The sequence below is a fragment of the Micromonospora sp. NPDC049559 genome (assembly GCF_040676675.1).
Taxonomy (GTDB): domain Bacteria; phylum Actinomycetota; class Actinomycetes; order Mycobacteriales; family Micromonosporaceae; genus JBFAPK01.
In genome coordinates, this window is sequence record NZ_JBFAPK010000003.1 from 1 (window position 1) to 13,299 (window position 13,299).

Consider the following 13,299-nt stretch of genomic DNA (forward strand, 5'->3'; position numbering starts at 1 on the left):
GCGCCTACTGCCTCGGGACCATGATGTTCCAGGCTGTCGGCAACCCCGACCACGACGATTGCGTACGCATCATCCACGCCGAATCACGACGATTTGCCCTAGATCGACGGGAGGGGCGCCCGCCGGGGGCGGAACTTTGATCGGGAAGGGAACGACTAATGACCGGATCGGCAGGCGGGCCGGTGGCGGCTGCCGGCACCGGGGAACTCGGCAAGGGAGCGTGGATGACCGTCGCGGTGGGCAACGGTTGGCGGACCCGTTGGCAGCTCGTCCGGCCCTGGGCGGGGATCCTGGCCCGGCTGGGCCTCGCCGCGGTCTGGCTGGTCGCCGGCGGTACGAAGGTGGGCGACCTGGCCGCCTCCGGGCGGGCGGTCGTGGCGTACCGGCTCCTGCCGTACGACGTGGCGGTGGCGGTCGGTTCCGCCCAGCCCTTCGTGGAGCTGGCCCTCGGCGTACTGCTCCTGCTCGGCCTCGCCACCCGGCTCGCCGCCGGCATCTCGGCGGTCCTGCTCGTGATCTTCATCGCGGGCATCAGCTCGGCCTGGGCGCGCGGTCTGGCCATCGACTGCGGGTGCTTCAGCAACGGCGGCGACCTGGCCGCCGGCCAGACCCCCAGCTACGGCCCGGAGATCCTGCGCGACGTCGGGTTCCTGGTGCTGGCCGGCTTCCTGCTGGTCTGGCCCCGTACCCCGCTGTCACTGGACCGGTGGCTGGCGGGCGACAACCGCGTGGAGGACGACGACGATGAGTAGCCAGAACCGGCCGAGCAAGGGGCAGGGCCGCCCGGGGCAGGGCGGCCGGAAGGGGCAGGGCCGGCAGCCGCAGCCCGGCCAGGGCCGCCCGGGGCAGGCGGGGCAGGCGCGGAAGGGGCAGGGCCGGCAGGCGGCGAACCGCATGGTGCGCGCGCAGATCGCCCGAGAACGGCGCCGCCGGCGTACCCTCTGGACCTCGGTCGTCGCGGTCGCGGTGCTGGTCATCGCCGGCCTGATCGGCTGGGGCGTCTACGCCAGCCAGCGCTCGGGCGACTTCACGGCGCCGCGCAACACCACGAGCGACGGCAACGGCGTCGTGGTCGGCACCGGGCCGGTGACCATGGACGTCTACGAGGACTTCATCTGCCCGGTCTGCAACCAGTTCGAGCAGCAGAGCGGCGCCACGGTGGACCAGCTGGTCGCGCAGGGCAAGGTACGGGTGATCTTCCACCCGGTCGCCTACCTGGACCGGGCCTCGACCACCCGCTACTCGTCCCGGTCGTCCGCCGCGTCCGGCTGCGCGGCCGACGCCGGCAAGTATCGTGAGTACGCCAAGGCGCTCTTCCAGCACCAGCCGCCGGAGGGGAGCGCCGGCCTCCCCGACGACCAGCTGATCAGCATCGGTGCCGGCGTCGGGCTGGACCAGAACAGCTTCGGCTCCTGCGTACGGAACGGGACGTTCAAGTCGTGGACCCAGCACGTCACCGACGAGGCCAGCAAGGCGAACATCACCGGCACGCCGACGGTCCTGGTCGCCGGCAAGCAGGTGCCCTCGCCGACGCCGGACGCGCTGACCGCGGCCGTGGCCGCCGCCCCGAAGTGACGCACCTGCACCAGGGCCGCCCTCCGGTGACGCACCCCGGCCTCCCCCGCCGCGGCGCCGCCCGGGCCGACCGAGGAGCCGCAGCCGGGGACCGGAAGCGGCGCGGCGGGCCGGCCCGACTCGTGGCCGCCCGCGTCGCCGGGCTGCTCGCCGCCGGCCTGGCCGGGGCGCTGGCGCTCGCCGGCCCTGCCTGGGCGCACGGCGCCGACGCCCCGGACGGCACCGACTACCGCACCGTGGTGACCTCGGTGACCCCGGCGCTGCCGGGGCTGACGGTACGGGTGGTCGAGTCGGGCGCCCGGCTGGAGCTGACCAACCACACCGGCCGCGCCATCGAGGTACTCGGCTACCGGAACGAGCCGTACCTCCAGGTCGGCCCGGACGGGGTGTACCAGAACCTCAACTCCCCCGCGACGTACCTGAACCGGACCCTCGACGGCGAGACCCAGCCGCCCGCGGACGCGGACCCGACCCTGCCGCCGCGCTGGCAGCGCGTGGCCACCGAACCGGTGGTGCGCTGGCACGACCAGCGCACCCGCTGGCTGGCGGAGCAGCTGCCGCCCGAGGTACGGGCCGACCCGCGCCGACCGCACCGGATCCGCGAGTGGACCGTCCCGCTGCGCGACAACGTGACCCCCGGGCGGATCGGCGGCACGCTCGACTGGGTGCCGCCGCCCGCGCCCGTGGGCTGGTGGCTCGGCACCGCGCTGGGCGTCCTCGTGGTGGTCGCCGCAGGGCTGCTCGCCGGCCGGTTCGCGACCGTGGCGCTGGCCGCGTTCGGCGCCGCCGGCGGCGCCACCGCCATCGCGCTCGCCACCGGGCGGCAGCTCGACGCGGGCGCCGACGGGCTCGCCGGGGCGCTCGCGGGGCTGCCGACCGGGCAGACCTGGCCGCTGCTCACCGGGCTGGCCGCCGTCGCGGCCGGGGCGTACGCGCTGGCCCGCCGCCCGGCGGCCGACTTCGTGCTCACCCTGGGCGGCGGTTGCCTGGCGCTCTTCGCCGGGATCGCGAACGCGTCGTTCTTCGCCCGCTCGGTGCCGCCGGTGCCCTGGTCCGGCGGCTGGGCGCGGTTCGCGGTCGCCGTGGTGCTGGCCACCGGGGCCGGGCTCGCGCTCGTCGGGATGCTGCTGATGCGCGCCGCCGGCCGGGCCGCGACCGAGGCGCCGGTGACCGGCCCGGCGGCGACCGAGGCGTCGGCGACCGGGCCGAGCCCGGCGAAGCCGGACCGGGGCGCGCCGACCGCGGGTCAGGCGCCGGCGGGAAGCCGCGGCGCGACCGAGCTGGGGTCGAAGCCGTAGGGCAGCTCCAGCCGGTGCCGGGCGAGCAGCTCCCCGTCGGCGAGCAGGTCGGCCGTACCGCCGTCGGCGACGATCCGGCCGGCGTCGAGGACGACGGACCGGTCGCAGAGCTCCAGCGCGTACGGCAGGTCGTGGGTGACCATCAGCAGGGTGACCGGCAGCCCGCGCAGGATCTCGGCCAGCTCGCGGCGGGCCGCCGGATCGAGGTTCGACGAGGGCTCGTCGAGCACCAGGATCTCCGGGTGCATCGCCAGTACGGTCGCCACGGCCACCCGGCGCCGCTGCCCGAAGGAGAGGTGGTGCGGGGCCCGGTCGCGGTGCTCGGACATGCCGACGGCGGCCAGCGCCTCGTCCACGCGGGCGGCCAGCTCGGCGCCGCGCAGCCCGAGGTTCGCCGGCCCGAACGCGACGTCCTCGGCGACGGTGGGGAGGAAGAGCTGGTCGTCGGGGTCCTGGAAGACGATGCCGACCCGGCGCCGGATCTCGGCGAGGGTGGCCCGGTCGCGGTCGACGGTGAGGCCGCCGACGGTGACCGTACCGGCGGCCGGGGTGAGGATCCCGTTGAGGTGCAGCACCAGCGTCGTCTTGCCGGCCCCGTTGGGGCCCAGCAGCGCCACCCGCCCGCCCCGGGGCACGGTCAGGTCCACCCCGTCGAGGGCGACGTGCCCGTCCGGGTAGGCGTAGCGCACGCCCCGCACGTCGAGGGAGGCGGCGGCGGTTGTTCCGGGCTCGGTCATGTGAGCATCATCGCCGTCGCGGCGATCCCGAGCGCGCCGGCCGGTACCGACGAGCCGGCGAGCCACTGCCTGGCGCTGGCCGCACCGCCGGCCTGCCAGGCGGCCGGCATCCGCCCCTCGTAGCCGCGCGAGAGCATCGCCAGGTAGACCCGCTCGCCGCGCTCGAAGGCGCGCAGGAAGAGCGCGCCCACCCCGGCGGCGAAGCCGCGCAGCTGCCACAGGAACCGGGGGTCGTCGCCGCGCGAGACGCGGGCGATCCGCATCCGGCGGGCCTCGCCGGCCAGCACGTCGAGGTAGCGCAGCATGAACGTGGCGATCTGGGTGAGGATCTGCGGGCAGCGCAGCCGGTCCAGCCCGATGATCAGGTCGCGCATCGTGGTGGTGCCGGCGAGCAGCAGCGAGGCGAGCACGCCGAGGGTGCCCTTGGCCAGGATGTTCCAGCCGCCGTGCAGCCCGTCGACCGAGAGGCTCAGCCCGAGCCAGTCGACCCGTTCGCCACGCCCGAGGAACGGCAGCGCGAACGCGAAGAGCACGAAGGGCAGCTCGATCAGGGAACGGGTGAGCAGCCAGCGGGCCTCGATCCGGGCGAGCAGCGCGACCGCCGCGACGAGCAGGGCGTACCCGCCGAAGGCCCAGAACGCGGTGCGCGGGGTGGCCACCACGGCGAGGGTGAACGCGACCATCGCGACGATCTTGACCTCGGGCGGGAGCCGGTGCACCGGGGAGGTTCCAGGACGGTAGAGGACGTGTGCGTGGCCGGCGCCCATGTCGTACCCCTAGTCCCGCGCGGCGGTCGCGGTCGCGCCGGTCGGGTCGGTGGTCGCGGTCGTGCCGGTCGGGGCGGCGGTCGCGTCCGCGCCGTTACGGGTACGCCGGCGGGCGAGCCAGAAGACGCCGCCGCCGACCGCGAAGGTGAGCAGCACCCCGATCACCCCGGAAAGCCCGGTCGACAGGTACGGGTTGTCGATGCCCCTGACGCCGTACCCGGCCAGCGGGCCGGTCTCCAACTCGTGCGCCTGCTCGCGCAGCGCCGGGCAGCTGCCGCCGGTGATGTTGTCGTCGGCGTCGAAGGTGCAGCCGGCGCGGAGCGAGGAGTCCAGGCCGTCCGGATGGGAGGAGGCGAAGTTGCTGACCACCCCGGCCAGGACCAGGGCGACCAGGAGCCCGCCGAGCAGGAACATCCGAGAGCGTCGCATCAGTGCGCCTCCGCCGTCGTCGGTACCGGGAACGCCGGCGCGGGTCGCAGGCCGCGCAGCGCGTAGACCAGGTCGGGCCGCACCTTGGCGACGGTCACCACGGTGGTGGCCGTGATCAGGCCCTCGCCGACGCCGATGAGCAGGTGCACGCCGGCCATCGTCCCGGCCAGCGCGCCGAGACCGCTGGTGCCGACGTCGGTGGCGCCACCGAGCCAGTACTGCAGGATGAAGCCCTGGGAGGCGGCCACGACGCTGACCACCGAGGCGACGAAGCCCGTGACGGCCAGCCCGGTCGGGGTGCGCGGCAGCACCCGCAGCAGCAGCGCGACCAGGAGGTAGCCGGCGGCGGTACCGATGATCGCCATGTTGGTGATGTTGAGGCCGAGCATCGCCACCCCGCCGTCGCCGAAGACCAGCGACTGGACGATCAGCACCACCGCCACGCAGAGCGCGCCGACCCAGGGGCCGACCAGGATCGCGGCGAGCGCGCCGCCGAGCAGGTGGCCACTGACCGCGCCCATGAAGATCGGGAAGTTGAGCATCTGCACGGCGAAGATGAAGGCGGCCACCAGGCCCGCCATCGGCGCCAGCCGGTCGTCCAGGTCGCGCCGGCCGCGCAGCACGCAGAGGGTGAGCGCGGCCAGCGCGAACGCCGCGAAGACCGCGGCCACGGGACCGTCGATGATCCCGTTGCTGATGTGCATCGCCAGCGTCTTCACGCCGCCTCCCAGGGTCGCCGGTCCAGCTTCCGCCGGGATCAGACTATTGGCCGTCCCGGGTTGTTGCCAATACCTTGCAACAATGCGGTCCCCGGCGGCCGGCACGCCACGTCCCCGGCCGCCGGCCCGGCACGCCACGTCCCCGGCCGCCGGCCCGGCACGCCGCCTCAGCCGGTGCCGGCGGGCGCGGCGGTAGGGTCACAGCCATGACCGCGCCCAGCAAGCTCACGCCCGGCGACTCCGCGCCGGAGTTCACCCTCACCACCGACCGCGGCGAGCCGCTCTCGCTGAAGGAGCTGCGCGGACGCAAGGTGGTCCTCTACGCCTACCCCAGGGCGATGACGCCGGGCTGCACCAAGCAGGCGTGCGACTTCCGCGACTCGCTCGCCTCGCTCCAGGCCGCCGGCTACGAGGTCGTCGGGATCTCCCCCGACAGGCCGGAGACGCTCGCCAAGTTCCGCGAGCGGGACGCCATCACGTTCCCGCTCGTCTCGGACCCCGACCACGAGGTGCTGAGCGCGTACGGGGCGTACGGCGAGAAGCAGTCCTACGGCCGTACCGTCACCGGCGTGATCCGCTCGACCTTCGTGATCGACGCAGCGGGTCGGATCGAGCGCGCGCTCTACAACGTGAAGGCCACCGGGCACGTGGCCAAGCTGCGCCGGGAACTCGGTCTCGACTGAACCGCCGGCGGTCTGCGGGCGGCCGAGGCCGGGGCACCCACCGGCGAGCGGGCCGCACTAGACTGCTGGTGGTACCAGCGGGAGTGGTGTAATGGCAGCCACGCAGGATTTAGGTTCCTGTGCCTTCGGGCGTAGGGGTTCGACTCCCCTCTCCCGCACCAGCTGAGCCGCCGCGCAGGCCGGCCAGGAGCAGTGCGCAGACGGCCTCGTGTTCGGCCTCGATCCCCGGGGCGGCCCACGCCGAGGCGTACGCGGGGTCGTGGAAGCGTACGGTCGCGTCGAAGACCGCCCGGGCCGCCACCGCGACGTCCGGCACCCGGAAGTCGCCGCTGGCGACCCCGTCGGCGACGATCAGGGCGAGCTGCCCGACCAGCGACTCCAGGTGGGCGGCGACCACGGCGCTGCTCTCGTTCACCAGCACCGAGTAGGTCGCGAAGAGCTCCGGATCGTCCAGCGCCTTGCGGCGCTTGGTCTCGAAGAGCGCCCGCAGCCAGTCGAGCAGCCGACGCGGCGGCGGCGTGGACGCGCCGGCCAGCTCGGCCAGGCCGGCGTGCGACCGCTCCAGCCAGCGCTCCGCCACCGCCTCGCGCAGCGCCGTCTTGCTGGCGAAGTGGCGGTAGACGCTGCCGTGGCTCACGTGCAGCGCCCGGGCGACGTCGACCACCGTCGCCTTGCCCGGGCCGAAGCGGCGGAGGACCTCCTCCGCCGCTTCGAGGATCTGCCCGGGGGTCAGTGCCGAGTCGGTCATGGGCACCATCTTGCCGCGCCGTCGGGAGCGGCACCGCCGGCCGTCACCGGCCGCGCCCCCTCAGCGCTCGCTGTCCAGCTCCGCCATCGCGGGGGCGGCGTACCGCTCCCCGGCGGCGGCGCCGGCCGGTACCGCCAGCTCGATGGCGGCCAGGTCGTCCTCGGTCAGCGTGAGGTCGAGCGCGCCCAGCGACTCGGCCAGCCGGTCCGGGCGGCGCGCGCCGACCAGCGGGACGATCTCCTCGCCGCGGCTGAGCACCCAGGCGATGGCGACCTGCGCGACCGTGGCGCCCCGCGCGTCGGCGATGGTCCGCAGCGCCTCGACGAGGCCGAGGTTCGCCAGCAGGTTGTCGCCCTGGAAGCGCGGACTGAAGCCGCGGAAGTCGCCCGGGGTGAGCGCGCGGTCGGCGCTCCATCGGCCGCTGAGCAGCCCTCGGGAGAGCACCCCGTACGCGGTCACCCCGATGCCCAGCTCCCGCGCGGTCGGCAGGATCTCCGCCTCGATGCCGCGGGAGAGCAGCGAGTACTCGATCTGCAGGTCGCTGATCGGGTGCACCGCGTTGGCCCGGCGGATGGTCTCGGCGCTGACCTCGGAGAGGCCGATGTGGCGTACCCGACCCGCCGTCACCTGCTCGGCGATGGCGCCGATGGTCTCCTCGACCGGCACGGTGTGGTCGAGCCGGCTCAGCCGGTAGATGTCGACGTGGTCGGTGCCGAGCCGCCGCAGGGTGTACGCGAGGAAGTTGGCGACGGCCTGGGGTCGGCCGTCCGTGCCGTGCCAACCGCCGTCCGGGTCGCGCAGCGCGCCGAACTTCACGCTGATCGTGACCTGGTCGCGGTCGCGCTCGCGCAGCGCCCGGCCGATCAGCATCTCGTTGTGTCCCATGCCGTAGAAGTCGCCGGTGTCGATCAGGCTGATCCCGGCGTCGAGGGCGGCGTGGATCGTGGCGACGCTCTCGGCCTCGTCGGCCGGGCCGTAGAGGTCGGACATCCCCATCGCGCCGAGCCCGATCGCGGAGACCCGCGGACCGGTCCGGCCAAGTGTGCGCGTCTGCATTGTGAACTCCCGTCTGGACCACCGTTCCGTATCGAGTATCAGCGAACAGCTGACAGATTTCAAATTTTGTCAGTCAACGGCTTCTGTAACGCCCATCACCATGATCGACCGCTGGCTGCCGTGGCGGGCCGGGAACCGGCGAGGATTGCCGGCATGGACATCCGCTTCGTACCCGATCCGGAGCTGACCACCGAGCTGCGGCGGCAGCTCGTCACGCTCTGGACCGAGGTGACCAACGCCGGCGGGGCGGTCGGCTTCGTGGCCCCGGTCACCGAGGAGCAGGTACGCCCCACCGCCGACGCGGCCTTCGCCGGCATCGACGACGGCCACGACCGGCTGCTGGTCGGGTACGAGGGGATGCGGCCGGTGGCCTTCCTGATCTTCGCAAGCAACCGGTTCGCGCTGAAGGCGCACTGGTGCACGCTCAAGCGCGTGATGGTGCACCCCGGCCGCCAGCGCTCCGGCTACGGCGAGGCGATCATGCGGGAGGCCGAGCGGCTCGGGCGGCAGGCCGGCTGGGACGCGCTGCACGTGACGCTGCGCGGCGGGCTCGGCCTGGAACGGTTCTACCAGCGGTGCGGCTACCGCGAGGTCGGCCGTCTGCCGGGCGCGCTGCGGTTGGCGCCCGGCGACGACCGCGACGAGGTGCTGATGTGGCTCCCGCTGCGCGCACCACAGGTCGCGGCACAGGAGGTCGCGGCACAGGAGGTCGCGTTACAGGGTGGGTCACCGGAGGTCGCGGCACAGGGCGGGTCACCGGTTGCGGCGCGGTCGGGTCACCGGACCTCGCCCTGAGCGGACGTCCGGACCTTCCGGGCAGGAGCGTCCACCAGGGCGAGGCCGGCCGCGTCGCGCGGGTCAGTCCGCGGCTGCCGGCCCGCTGGACCGCGGCGTGAAGAAGCGGACGATGTCGTCGGCCGCGGTGGGCGACAGCATCATCGCCTGGACCCGTGCGGACATCTCGGCGATCGGGCGGATCCTGACGAACATCGCCTCCTCGTACGCCCGGATCGCCGAGTCGGGGTCGGCGGGGTCGCCGGCCAGTTCGGCGGCGAGTTCGGCGGCGTCGAGCATGGCCTGGTTCGCGCCCTCGCCGACCGGCGGCATGAGGTGCGCGGCGTCGCCGACGAGGGTGATGCCCGGTCGGTGGGGCCAGCGGGTACCGGTGGGCATCGCCTCGATCCCGCGCGGGGTCGGCGGGCCGTCGCCGGCTTCGATGAGTGCGGTGAGGCGGGAGTCCCAGCCGTCGAACATCTCCAGCAGAGCGCGCTTGCTGCGGTAGGTGTCCAGGTGGCGACCGTCGGCGGGTAGGGAGATCCCGACTCGGATGCCGCCGTCGCCGAGGCGTTGCGCGGCCAGGATCTGGCTCGCGCCCACGCACCAGAGGTTTCCGGGGCCGACGAGTTCGGCAAGATCCGGGTGGCGCCGGTCGGCGTCGCCGATGCTCAGCTCGACCAAGGTGGCGACCGGGGACAGCCGCACGTCGGTGAGCAGCGACCGGACGACCGAGCGTGCGCCGTCCGCGCCGACGAGGACGTCGCAGTCGGCGCGGTGGCCGCCGTCGAACGCCAGTTCGAAGCCTCCGTCAGGTCGTGGCGTCACCGCGACGAGCCGGTGCCGCCAGGCCACCGCTTCGCCCGGGAGCGAATCGAGCAGAAGGTCACGCAGTACGCCGCGGTCGATCTCCGGGCGTCCGGAGAACGAGCCGGGTCGTGGCCGGTGGTGCACGAGGGTACGGCCGGCCGGGTCGAGGATGCGATGTTCCTCGCCCTCCGGCCGCGCCTCGGACCGGAATCGGCCGGTGAGGCCGGCGTCGGCCAACGCCCGCTGCCCGGACTCCGGGTGCAGGTCGAGCATTCCGCCCTGCGATCGCGCGGATCGGCTCGCCTCGCGTTCGTACACCACCGCGTCGATGCCGTGCCGGTGCAGGATTCGGGCCAGCGTCAGGCCGCCGAGGCCGCCACCGGCGATCGCGATTCGCATCATCATCTCCGTTACCGTACGCTGTACCTCATGGATACACCGTACGGTAGCGTACCGCTGCCCGTCTGGGAACGGCCCGAGCCGCAGCCGCGAGCGGCGCCGGTGCCGCTGAGCCGCGCGAAGATCGCCGCCACGGCGATCCGACTCGCCGACGCGCACGGCCTCGACGGGCTGTCGGTACGCAAGATCGCCAAAGAGCTCGGTGTCGGTCCGATGCGGCTCTACGACTACGTGACCAACCGGTCCGAACTGCTCGACCTGATGGTCGACGCGGTGTACGCCCAGATCGCCCAGGCCGATCGGCACTCCGATTGGCGCGCCACGGTACTGGCCATCGTCCACCGGACCCGGGACGCCGCTCTCGATCATGAGTGGTTCGTCGACCTGCTCGGCGCCCGGCCGCACCTGGGACCGCACGCGCTCGCCGTGGGCGAATCGACCGCGGCGGCGCTCAGCCAGGCCCCCGGCCTGCGCGGCGTCGACGAACTCCAGCGGGCCCTGGGCGCCCTCAACGCGTTCATCGTCGGAGCGCTCCGCAGGGAGGTCACCGAGCGGCGGACCGCCCGGTCAACCGGCACCGACGTGTCCGCCTGGCAGGCCGCCCTCGGGCCCTACCTGACCCGCATGCTCGAAACCGGCCGCTACCCCACCATCGCCCGGCTCGTCATCGACGGTGCCCACCTCGACGCCGAGGAAACCTTCCACCACAACCTGGTCACCGTCCTGGACGGCATCACCGCCCGTTCCCACCCGTGACCGCGGGACCCGGCCTGACCGCCGGCGGCCGGGGAGGTGGCGGCGCCCGTCGCCGGCTGGTCCCGGGGCCTAGGCGGCCACCAGGCGCCGGGTCGACAGCCAGATCGCGTACGGGTTGACGCCGTCGGGGTAGCGCTCGACCAGCGGGAAGTTCCAGGGGGCGCCCGGCTTGCCGTCCGGCATGCTCCGGTGATGGGCGGGTCCACGATCACGGCCTCGCGGGCGCCGTGGACCAGCGTGTGTGCCAGCGGGACCAGTGCGGCCGTCGGGCAACCCCGTCCCGGACCGGCGCGAGGCCGGAGACGAGTACGTCGTAGCGCAGCGGCGCGTTACCGGGCGTCGGGTACTCCTTGCGTCATCCGGGAATGGTGAAGAACTCGGCGTACGGGGTGCCCTTGAAGTGCTCGCCCATGAGGCGGGCGAAGAGCAGCACAGCCGGCAGCGGCCGGTGGTTCATCACCAGGTGCTGGACCTTGCCCTGGTCGTTCCGGTAGATCACGGCGATGTTGGCGATAGGTTGGCCCTGCACCTGGGACGAGTAGTCCTCGACGTAGCCGTTGTCGCCGTACTCCCCGACGAAGACGAAGTCCTGGTACTCGTAGAGCGTCCGGGCGTACGCCAGCAGCGTCCGGACCGCCTCGGCGCCGCGGACCGTGCCGTTGACCGTGGAGCCCTCCATCGTGACGTCGTCGGCCAGCTCGCCGATCCAGGGCGGGTTGTAGTCCGTCCGGCGCCGGGCCGGGTCGCCGCTTCCAAGGTAGGTCATGACAGAACCATAGCCTCTTTGCTTCTGTCCGACAGCCAATGAGCGACAGAGCCCAAGGACATATGCTTGCGTCGTGTCGCGTACCGCCCTGCCCCGCGCCCAGCAGGCCGCCGACGAGGCCGGCCTCCGCTTCGTCGAGGCGTTCCTGGCCACCGCGCCCGCCGCCCTCGCCGGAGATCCGGAGCGGGACGAGCTGGCCGGCCTGACCCGCGCGCGGCGATGGTTGCGCGGGGCGCTGGCCGGGTTCGCGCCGCGGTCGCGGCTCGCGCGCCCGTCGGTCGGGCTCCGGCGCGAGGACCTCGCGCCACTGGCCACCTTCCGGGAGAGTCTGCGCGAGGCGCTGCGGGCCGACGCCCCGCGACGGTCCGCACCGGCGGGGCCCGACGACTTCGCCGTCGAGCTGCGCTGGAGCCCGGGCGAGGGCGTACGGTACCGGCCGACCGGCGAGGGGTGGCGGGCGGTCGCCGGGCTCGTCGCCGTCGAACTGCTCCGCGCCGAGGCGGCGGGCACGCTCGGTCGGCTCAAGACCTGCGCGTACCCGCCGTGCGGCTTCCCGTTCGTCGACCGCTCCCCCACCGTCTCGCGGATGTGGCACGACACGAAGCGATGCGGGAATCTGGTGAACCTCCGCGCGGCCCGGGCGCGCGCCTCGGCCGGCACGTAACCCGGCGGGCGCGCCAGCCGGGGGCAGGCGCGGAAGCCGGCCGGTGCGCAGCCGGAGCCGGCGAGTGGACCGGTGCGGCGGCTACCCGCAGGCTGGCGGGGAGGCGGAGGCACCCACCGCCGGCGCGCTCGGCGGCGGCGTGGACGGTACGGCCGAGGCGCTCGGCGACGGCGCCGTCCCGCTCGGCGTCGGGCTCGGCGAGCCGGCGGCCGGATCGCCGTAGAGGCGTACGCCGCTGCGTTGCAACTGCTTCGGCGCGAGCCGGATGCCGGTGGCGACCGCCTGGTTGCCGTACACGTCGGTGACGCGGATCGAGTACGGCCCGGGGCCGAGCCCGCTGGCGATCGTCCAGTAGTTGTCCGGTTCCCGTTTCGCGGCGCGCCAGCCGCCGCCGGCCGCCATCGCCTCGACCGACCGCAGCGGGTTGCCGTGTGCGCCGACCTGTACCGCGAACCAGTACCTCGAGGTGCCGCCCTTCATCCGGAAGGTCAGCGGGCCGGGCAACGGCGGGTCGACGGCGGCCCGGTACGAGACCCGGACGATCCCCTTCGCCGGGTCGGCGATCCGCGCGAACGCCTGCCGGGACAGGTCGATCTTGCTGTTGGCGCAGCCGGCGCACTCGTCCATGACCAGCACCCGGACCGTGCCCTTCGGCCCGGTCACGTCGAGGTAGCTGCCGCAGGCCGCCCCGCCGGAGAACCCGGGCCGGCCGAGCGCGACGTAGAGCCGGTCGGCCGGCGGACCCGGGTACGAGCAGGTGCCGCCGCTGCCCCGGGCGTCGTAGTAGCTGGCCTCGACGGAACGGACGGCGGTACCGCTCGGCGGGGCGGCGCAGGCCGGCGCGGCGCCCGAGCGCACGGCGAGCGCGATCCCCACGACGGCGGCGAGCACGACCGCGCCGCCGCCGACCAGCCAGCGCCGCAGCCGACGCGGCCGGCGTCCCGGATCGACAGTCCCCACGCCGGCAACTCCCGAATCGGCAGTTCCCGGGCCGGCAACTCCCGCGCCGGCAGTCACCGGGGCGGCGTCGGCCGCCGGAGTCGGGTCGGCGGGCCGGTCGTTAGCCGGCGGCTGATCGGGGGTCGGATCCGCATCGGGGCCGGTAGCTGCGGATTCGA

Annotated in this window: 15 protein-coding genes, 1 tRNA gene and 1 pseudogene; 8 read left to right on the plus strand and 9 right to left on the minus strand. The window is 74.1% G+C overall.

Going from position 1 to position 13,299, the window contains the following annotated elements; all coding sequences use genetic code 11:
- The first annotated feature begins 224 nt into the window (after positions 1 to 224).
- The 3 genes from AB0J86_RS05675 to AB0J86_RS05685 all read left to right on the plus strand — a co-directional run bounded on the left by AB0J86_RS05675 (position 225) and on the right by AB0J86_RS05685 (position 2,873).
- Positions 225 to 752 carry a MauE/DoxX family redox-associated membrane protein gene (locus tag AB0J86_RS05675; protein WP_363853875.1) on the plus strand — a complete coding sequence of 176 codons (528 nt, stop codon included), beginning with the start codon at positions 225 to 227 and terminating at the stop codon, positions 750 to 752.
- A gap of 142 nt (positions 753 to 894) precedes the next feature.
- Positions 895 to 1,575, plus strand: coding sequence for a thioredoxin domain-containing protein (locus AB0J86_RS05680; protein ID WP_363853878.1), 681 nt, complete (start codon positions 895 to 897; stop codon positions 1,573 to 1,575).
- A 122-nt stretch (positions 1,576 to 1,697) separates the two neighbouring features.
- Complete coding sequence (locus AB0J86_RS05685) at positions 1,698 to 2,873, plus strand: hypothetical protein (protein WP_363853064.1); 1,176 nt, start codon at positions 1,698 to 1,700, stop codon at positions 2,871 to 2,873.
- Here the strand turns inward: AB0J86_RS05685 and AB0J86_RS05690 are convergent.
- Genes AB0J86_RS05690 through AB0J86_RS05705 form a run of 4 tightly spaced genes read right to left on the minus strand, consistent with a single transcriptional unit; the run spans position 2,822 to position 5,525 of the window.
- Positions 2,822 to 3,610, minus strand: coding sequence for an ATP-binding cassette domain-containing protein (locus AB0J86_RS05690; protein WP_363853067.1), 789 nt, complete (start codon positions 3,608 to 3,610; stop codon positions 2,822 to 2,824). The two genes, AB0J86_RS05685 and AB0J86_RS05690, sit on opposite strands and share 52 nt — an antisense overlap.
- A complete protein-coding gene (gene cbiQ / locus AB0J86_RS05695) occupies positions 3,607 to 4,377 on the minus strand; it encodes a cobalt ECF transporter T component CbiQ (RefSeq protein ID WP_363853070.1) in 771 nt (256 codons plus the stop codon). Before cbiQ ends, AB0J86_RS05690 begins: the two co-directional genes overlap by 4 nt.
- Before the next feature lie 9 nt (positions 4,378 to 4,386).
- On the minus strand, positions 4,387 to 4,809 hold the full coding sequence (locus tag AB0J86_RS05700) for a PDGLE domain-containing protein (RefSeq protein WP_363853881.1): 423 nt from the start codon (positions 4,807 to 4,809) through the stop codon (positions 4,387 to 4,389).
- Positions 4,806 to 5,525 carry an energy-coupling factor ABC transporter permease gene (locus tag AB0J86_RS05705; RefSeq protein ID WP_363853072.1) on the minus strand — a complete coding sequence of 240 codons (720 nt, stop codon included), beginning with the start codon at positions 5,523 to 5,525 and terminating at the stop codon, positions 4,806 to 4,808. Before AB0J86_RS05705 ends, AB0J86_RS05700 begins: the two co-directional genes overlap by 4 nt.
- A 206-nt stretch (positions 5,526 to 5,731) precedes the next feature.
- Here AB0J86_RS05705 and bcp point away from each other — a divergent pair, with 206 nt between their 5' ends.
- On the plus strand, positions 5,732 to 6,208 hold the full coding sequence (gene bcp / locus AB0J86_RS05710; RefSeq protein WP_363853075.1) for a thioredoxin-dependent thiol peroxidase: 477 nt from the start codon (positions 5,732 to 5,734) through the stop codon (positions 6,206 to 6,208).
- Positions 6,209 to 6,285: 77 nt separating this feature from the next.
- A tRNA-Leu gene (locus AB0J86_RS05715) sits at positions 6,286 to 6,369 on the plus strand.
- A 47-nt stretch (positions 6,370 to 6,416) separates the two neighbouring features.
- Here the strand turns inward: AB0J86_RS05715 and AB0J86_RS05720 are convergent.
- Positions 6,417 to 6,965: pseudogene (locus AB0J86_RS05720) on the minus strand (TetR family transcriptional regulator); the annotation flags it as partial.
- Positions 6,966 to 7,016: 51 nt separating this feature from the next.
- Positions 7,017 to 8,012, minus strand: coding sequence for an aldo/keto reductase (locus AB0J86_RS05725; RefSeq protein WP_363853078.1), 996 nt, complete (start codon positions 8,010 to 8,012; stop codon positions 7,017 to 7,019).
- A gap of 153 nt (positions 8,013 to 8,165) precedes the next feature.
- Between AB0J86_RS05725 and AB0J86_RS05730 the strand changes: the two genes are divergently transcribed.
- Positions 8,166 to 8,807 carry a GNAT family N-acetyltransferase gene (locus tag AB0J86_RS05730; protein WP_363853081.1) on the plus strand — a complete coding sequence of 214 codons (642 nt, stop codon included), beginning with the start codon at positions 8,166 to 8,168 and terminating at the stop codon, positions 8,805 to 8,807.
- A gap of 63 nt (positions 8,808 to 8,870) precedes the next feature.
- On the opposite strand, the gene AB0J86_RS05735 is transcribed toward AB0J86_RS05730, so the two are convergent.
- The gene (locus tag AB0J86_RS05735; RefSeq protein WP_363853084.1) at positions 8,871 to 10,001 is read right to left on the minus strand and encodes an FAD-dependent monooxygenase; all 1,131 of its coding nucleotides are present in this window, start codon (positions 9,999 to 10,001) and stop codon (positions 8,871 to 8,873) included.
- 24 nt (positions 10,002 to 10,025) lie between these two features.
- Here AB0J86_RS05735 and AB0J86_RS05740 point away from each other — a divergent pair, with 24 nt between their 5' ends.
- Complete coding sequence (locus AB0J86_RS05740; protein ID WP_363853087.1) at positions 10,026 to 10,751, plus strand: TetR/AcrR family transcriptional regulator C-terminal domain-containing protein; 726 nt, start codon at positions 10,026 to 10,028, stop codon at positions 10,749 to 10,751.
- 355 nt (positions 10,752 to 11,106) lie between these two features.
- On the opposite strand, the gene AB0J86_RS05745 is transcribed toward AB0J86_RS05740, so the two are convergent.
- The gene (locus tag AB0J86_RS05745) at positions 11,107 to 11,517 is read right to left on the minus strand and encodes a hypothetical protein (RefSeq protein WP_363853089.1); all 411 of its coding nucleotides are present in this window, start codon (positions 11,515 to 11,517) and stop codon (positions 11,107 to 11,109) included.
- A gap of 73 nt (positions 11,518 to 11,590) precedes the next feature.
- Here AB0J86_RS05745 and AB0J86_RS05750 point away from each other — a divergent pair, with 73 nt between their 5' ends.
- Positions 11,591 to 12,181 carry a CGNR zinc finger domain-containing protein gene (locus tag AB0J86_RS05750; RefSeq protein ID WP_363853092.1) on the plus strand — a complete coding sequence of 197 codons (591 nt, stop codon included), beginning with the start codon at positions 11,591 to 11,593 and terminating at the stop codon, positions 12,179 to 12,181.
- A gap of 81 nt (positions 12,182 to 12,262) precedes the next feature.
- Here the strand turns inward: AB0J86_RS05750 and AB0J86_RS05755 are convergent, their stop codons facing one another.
- Complete coding sequence (locus AB0J86_RS05755) at positions 12,263 to 13,141, minus strand: expansin EXLX1 family cellulose-binding protein (RefSeq protein ID WP_363853095.1); 879 nt, start codon at positions 13,139 to 13,141, stop codon at positions 12,263 to 12,265.
- Positions 13,142 to 13,299: the final 158 nt, after the last annotated feature.

Bases quoted from the DNA above. Each gene is read 5' to 3' on its own strand.
- AB0J86_RS05740 (WP_363853087.1), top strand. From the start codon at position 10,026: ATGGATACACCGTACGGTAGCGTACCGCTGCCCGTCTGGGAACGGCCC.
- AB0J86_RS05690 (WP_363853067.1), bottom strand. From the start codon at position 3,610: ATGACCGAGCCCGGAACAACCGCCGCCGCCTCCCTCGACGTGCGGGGC.
- AB0J86_RS05725 (WP_363853078.1), bottom strand. From the start codon at position 8,012: ATGCAGACGCGCACACTTGGCCGGACCGGTCCGCGGGTCTCCGCGATC.
- AB0J86_RS05730 (WP_363853081.1), top strand. From the start codon at position 8,166: ATGGACATCCGCTTCGTACCCGATCCGGAGCTGACCACCGAGCTGCGG.
- AB0J86_RS05680 (WP_363853878.1), top strand. From the start codon at position 895: ATGGTGCGCGCGCAGATCGCCCGAGAACGGCGCCGCCGGCGTACCCTC.
- cbiQ (WP_363853070.1), bottom strand. From the start codon at position 4,377: ATGGGCGCCGGCCACGCACACGTCCTCTACCGTCCTGGAACCTCCCCG.
- AB0J86_RS05675 (WP_363853875.1), top strand. From the start codon at position 225: ATGACCGTCGCGGTGGGCAACGGTTGGCGGACCCGTTGGCAGCTCGTC.
- AB0J86_RS05735 (WP_363853084.1), bottom strand. From the start codon at position 10,001: ATGATGATGCGAATCGCGATCGCCGGTGGCGGCCTCGGCGGCCTGACG.
- AB0J86_RS05745 (WP_363853089.1), bottom strand. From the start codon at position 11,517: ATGACCTACCTTGGAAGCGGCGACCCGGCCCGGCGCCGGACGGACTAC.
- bcp (WP_363853075.1), top strand. From the start codon at position 5,732: ATGACCGCGCCCAGCAAGCTCACGCCCGGCGACTCCGCGCCGGAGTTC.